Below are 5130 nucleotides of genomic sequence, written 5' to 3' on the forward strand. Positions count from 1 at the left end.
CCGCCCCGATCCCGGGGGGAGGCGCCCGGGGCCGGGCGGCCCTGCAAAACACACCGGCGCCCCGGTAGCCGGGGCGCCGTGGGGGCGGAGATCAGAACGCGATGTTGTGCGAGAGCGAGATCACCCGTCCGCGACCGGCCATCCAGTCGTCGTTGGCGTTGCTGGCCTCGGAGGTGGTCAGGATGTACTGCTTGTTCAGCAGGTTCTCCAGGCCGAGGGTCAGCTTGCCGAAGCGGCCGGTGTCGTAGTTCACGCTCAGGTCCAGCAGGGTGCGGCCGGAGGTGTGCTCGGCGCCGCTGCGGCCCTGGTTGATGGTGCGCGCGAGCAGGGTGGTCGCGCCCAGGTTCAGGTCGGCCTGCGGGGCGAAGCGCCAGAACAGGTTCATGCCGATCTTGTCCGGGCTGACGTCGTTGGCGCCCATGCGCTTGTCCAGCGGCCCGTTCTTGGTGAACCAGGTCTTGCCGACGATGTGCGAGTACAGCGCGCTGAGCTTGAGGTCGTCGCTGAAATCGTAGCTGCCGGTCAGTTCGATGCCGTTGATGCGCACCGGGCCGCGGTTCATGACGAAATCGCCGGTGACCGGGTCGGTGCTCAGCGAGACGCCGAGTTCGGAATAGCTGCGGTAGTACGAGGCGCTGGCCGAGGCGTTGCCGCCGCGCCAGTTGAAGCCGATTTCCTTGTTCTCCACGATGATCGGCTGCAGGTCGAGGATGCCGTCGACCTTGTACCCGGGCTTGTTGATGTTGCGCAGCGGGATGCCGACGTTGGGCAGGCTGAAGCCTTCCGAGTACGAGGCATAGGCCGACAGGGCGTCGGTGAAGCGGTAGACCAGGCCGGCGTTGGGCAGGGTCTGGCGGTACTTCAGGGTGCCGCCTTCGACGAACACGCGGTTGTTGTAATAGGTGGTGGTGTAGCTGTCGACATGCAGCTCGCCGCTCTCGCGGCGCACGCCGCCGCTCAGGGTGAGGTCGCCGATGTCCCAGCTCAGCTGCGTGTACGGCGCGCTGGAGCTGTACTCCATCGGCGGCACCCACACGCGGTTGGTCAGGGCCAGGCGCTGGTCGGTGGTGTCCTTCACCTGGTCCACGCCCACGCGCAGTTCCAGGCCGTCCACGTTGAACAGGCCGCCGCGGGTCCATGAGGTGCGGAAGCCCTTCTTGTCCGAATTGACTTCGGACTGGTCGATCAGCGTGCCCAGCGGCGCGAGCAGCGGATCCTGGCGGTCCTTGCCGTCCTCGGCGGGGTAACGCATGTGCTGGTCGGCGCGGTACGCATCGGCCAGCAGGGTGCCGCCGAAGAAGTCCGAGTGGCTGTAGGACAGCGCCAGCTGGTTGAAGTCGTTGAACTCGGTCTTGGCGCCGAGCGGCGTGCCGTGCACCGAGGTCGAGGTGACATTGTTGGCGCGGTCGCCGATCACGCCGGTGTAGTTGCCCTTGCCGGTCAGGTTGAAGCGGCTGACCGACACCTGCAGGCGCTGCATGTCCGCTTCGCCGAAGTTGGTGCCCAGCTTGAGGAACAGGTTCTTCGCTTCGGAGTCGTTGATCGTGCCCGAGCCGCGCATGCCGATCTTGCGGCCCTTGCCGTCGTAGGCCATGCCGCGGTCGACGAAGGAGGTGGCCAGCAGCAGGTCGTAGGCGTCTTCCTTGTGGCCGAAGGTCACGCCGACCTTCCAGCCGTCGCTGTCGTCGCGGCCCTGGGTGCTCCAGCGGGTGTTGACGCTGGTGTGGCTGCCTTCTTCCGGCGTTTTGGAGATGTAGTTGATGATGCCGCCGGCCGCGCCGACGCCTTCGGCCGCGGACGGGCCGTTGACCACTTCGATGCGGCCGATCACACCCAGGTCGGTGAAGCTGCCGGCGCGGTTGGTCTCGCGCAGCGGCGAGGTCTGCGGGATGCCGTCGAACAGGCGCAGCGCGATGCGCCCGCGCAGGGTCTCGCCGGAGTTGGTCAGCGCCTGGGTCGATTCGGAATAGCCCGGGATGGTGCGCGAGAGCACCGCGGTGGCGTCTTCGGTCAGGCTCAGCGAGTTCTGCACTTCCTGCAGGCTGACGATGCTGACCGCGCCGGGAATGCGGTCCACGGCCTTGGGCGCGCGGGTACCGGTGACGATCACGTTGTCCAGGTTGATCGCGTCCTGGTGGGCCGCGTGGGTGTTTGCGTCCTGCGCGGCCGCCGAGGCGGCGACCGTGGCGAGCACGAGGCCGACGGCCATCGACAGGTGCGTCCTGGCCGCTGCGCCGCTGCGTGCGCTGATTGGATTGGTCATGGTTCTCTCTCCCCCCGAGTGGATTGCGGCGTCGACGACCGGGGAGCCGCGCGTGCCGGGAAACAGCTCCGGGCTCGCGCCCGCCGTACCGGCGTGGATGGCGACTCTCTATGGAGTCTGGCCACGCGTTGGCCGGTCATGGGCGAAGACTAGGTGCGGCTTCATGACGATAGAAGCGCGGATTCGTATGTTCATTGCCTAGTGTTTGTTGCCGATCGCAGGCAGGGCGATCGGCCGCCGGCGCCTCTCAGGCGCGGCCGGGCAGCAGCGCCGCGCGGCTTTCTTCCAGCAGTGCGTTGACCTGGCGGATGCGTACGGAAGAACGCGACCAGACCATGCCGATGCGGCGCGGCTCGCAGGGTTCGGGCAGGGGAAGGCGCGCCACCGCCAGGCCTTCGGGCCATGGACGTGCCCAGTCCGGCACCAGCGACACGCCCAGACCGCGGTCCACCATCACCGCGATGGCGTTGAGCGCGTTGAGCTCGAAACGCTCGCGCGGGACGATGCCGACGCGGCGCAGGTATTCGTCGGCCTGGCGTCCGCCCCATTCGTGGCGGTCGTAGCGGATCAGCGGTTCGTCGCGCAGCAGCTCGTGCGGGTCGCGCCCGGCCAGCCGCGCCGGCGCCAGCACCACCATCGGTTCCTCGCGCAGCAGCTGCCAGTCGCAGGTCTTGGGCAGCGAGAACGGCGCCTGCAGCACCATCGCCGCGTCCAGGTCGCCGGCTTCCACCGCGCCGTAGAGATCGGCCGAGTAGCCGGGACGGATGAACACGTTGATCTCGGGGAACTTGGCCACCATCCGCGCCAGGATGTCCGGCACCAGCCCGGCCAGCGCGGTCGGGCACGCGCCCAGCCGCAGTTCGCCGGCCATGCCGCTCTCGTTGGCCACGCTGCGCAGATCGGACACGTCGCGCAGCAGGTCGCGCGCGCGCTGCAGGATGCGCGCGCCCTCGGCGGTGACGCTGACCGTGCGTCCGGCGCGCGCGATCAGCGGCGCGCCGAGCTCGCGCTCCAGCGTGCGAATCTGCTGGGCGACCGCGGCCGGGGTGATGTGCAGCGAGCGCGCCGCCGCGGCCATCGAACCGCGGTCGACCACGGTGACGAACGTGTTGAGGAACTGGGTTTCCACGGCTATGCCCTCTGGGTCCGGGGCAAACCTACAGGAGGGCATGGCACGCGGCATCCGACCAACGTCATGGTCGCGCGCGCGCCGTTCATGTGGCGTCCTGCCGGTAGATGGTCAGGCCCTTGAGCGAGCGCGCCGGCGCCGGGAAACACAGGCTGGCCAGGTAGCCGATCACGATGCACAGCAGGATCGAGATGCCCAGGTAGAAATACGGGTGCACCAGCTTGAACGACCAGGCCAGCAGGGTCAGCGCGATGCTGCCGGCGATGCCGATGGCCACGCCCGGCGAGTTGGCGCGGCGGGTGAACATGCCCAGCGTGTAGGCGCCGGCGAAACCGCCGCCGAGCAGGCCGGCCAGTTCGATGGAGACGTCGAACAGCGAGTGGATGTCGTAGCGCGAAAGCACCAGCGCCAGGCCCATGCCGGCCAGGCCGACGACCACGGTCATGATCTCGGCGAAGCGCACGCTGCCGCGCTCGCTCGGGTTCTTCGCCAGCTTGTCGTAGAAGTCCACCGACAGCAGGGTCGCCACGCTGTTGATGATGCTCGACAGCGTGGACATGGCCGCGGCGAAGATGCCGGCGATGATCAGCCCGGTCACGCCCGGCGGCAGTTCGGCGGCGATGAACAGCGGGAAGGTCGCGTCGATCGGCAGCAGCGGGTCCAGCCGGCCCGGATTGTGCTTGTAGTACATCCACAGCGCGGTGCCGATGCTGTAGAAGATGAAGCCGCCGGGAATCATGATCGCGGCGAAGATCCAGATCGAGCGCCCGGCCTCCTTGTCCGACTTGGTCGCCAGCGTGCGCTGCATCAGCACCTGGTCCTTGGGGAAGGTGAGCACCACGTCGAACACGACCAGGAAGATGAAGCCCCACACCGTGGCCTTGGTCAGGTCGAAGCTGAAGTCCAGCAGCTTGGTCTTGTGCTCGGCCATCGCCGCTTCGCGGATGCCGTCGAAGTCGGCGCCCAGCGTCCACACGATGAAGCCGATGGCGAAGATCGCCCCGCCCATCTTCACGAACACCTGCACGAAGTCGGTCCACACCACCGCGCGCATGCCGCCCATCACCGTGTAGATGATGGTGAACACGCCCATGATCAGGATGCTCCAGACCACGTCGATGCCGGTGATGGTGGCGATCGCCAGCGCCGGCAGGAACAGGATCACGCTCAGTCGGCTGCCGATCTGCATGGCGATGGCCAGCGCGCTGGCGAGCATGCGGATGGCCGGGTGGAAGCGCGTCTCCAGGTAGGAGAACACGCTCATCAGGTCCAGCCGCCGCAGCAGCGGCACGATCCACACCGCCACGAACATCAGGCCCAGCACCGCGACCAGGTTGTTGGTCAGGTACTGCCAGTTGGTCTCGTAGGCCTTGGCCGGGATGGCGATGAAGCTGATCGAACTGGTGTTGGTGGCGTACAGGCTGATGCCCGCGGCCCAGAACGGGATGCTGCGCCCGCCGACGAAGAATTCCGATTCGGAGGCGGTCTGGTCCTTCAGGTAGAAGTACACGCCGATGCCGATCATGCCGATCAGGTAGACGACGATCACGCTCCAGTCCAGCCAGCCGAGCAGGTGCTTGCCGCCCTGCACTTCGGCGAAATGCACTCCGCCGTCGGCGCTGGTCCAGGCCAGGCCGTTGCCGCGCGCGGCGATGTCCAGCGGCGCCGGCGCGGCCGCGCCGGCCGGCGCGTCGAGCGCGGCCCAGGCGCTGGTGATGGTGTGGAAGGTGCGCAGGCC

3 protein-coding genes are annotated in these 5130 nt (G+C 67.9%); all 3 read right to left on the reverse strand.

Annotation, left to right across the window (positions count from 1 at the left end; all coding sequences use genetic code 11):
• Positions 1 to 91 precede the first annotated feature (91 nt).
• Positions 92 to 2263 (reverse strand): TonB-dependent receptor, encoded by a 2172-nt coding sequence (locus QMX80_RS18205; RefSeq protein ID WP_282278592.1) that lies wholly within the window; start codon positions 2261 to 2263, stop codon positions 92 to 94.
• A gap of 247 nt (positions 2264 to 2510) precedes the next feature.
• Entirely contained in the window at positions 2511 to 3392 is an 882-nt protein-coding gene (locus tag QMX80_RS18210; RefSeq protein ID WP_200911351.1) for a LysR family transcriptional regulator, read from the reverse strand.
• An 85-nt stretch (positions 3393 to 3477) separates the two neighbouring features.
• On the reverse strand, positions 3478 to 5130 hold a 1653-nt coding region (locus QMX80_RS18215; protein ID WP_282278593.1), incomplete at its 5' end, for a sodium:solute symporter.

Origin of the sequence: Stenotrophomonas sp. PS02297 (assembly GCF_029959705.1) — a bacterium.
Taxonomy (GTDB): Bacteria; Pseudomonadota; Gammaproteobacteria; order Xanthomonadales; family Xanthomonadaceae; genus Stenotrophomonas; species Stenotrophomonas nitritireducens.

Bases quoted from the DNA above. Each gene is read 5' to 3' on its own strand.
- QMX80_RS18205 (WP_282278592.1), bottom strand. From the start codon at position 2,263: ATGACCAATCCAATCAGCGCACGCAGCGGCGCAGCGGCCAGGACGCAC.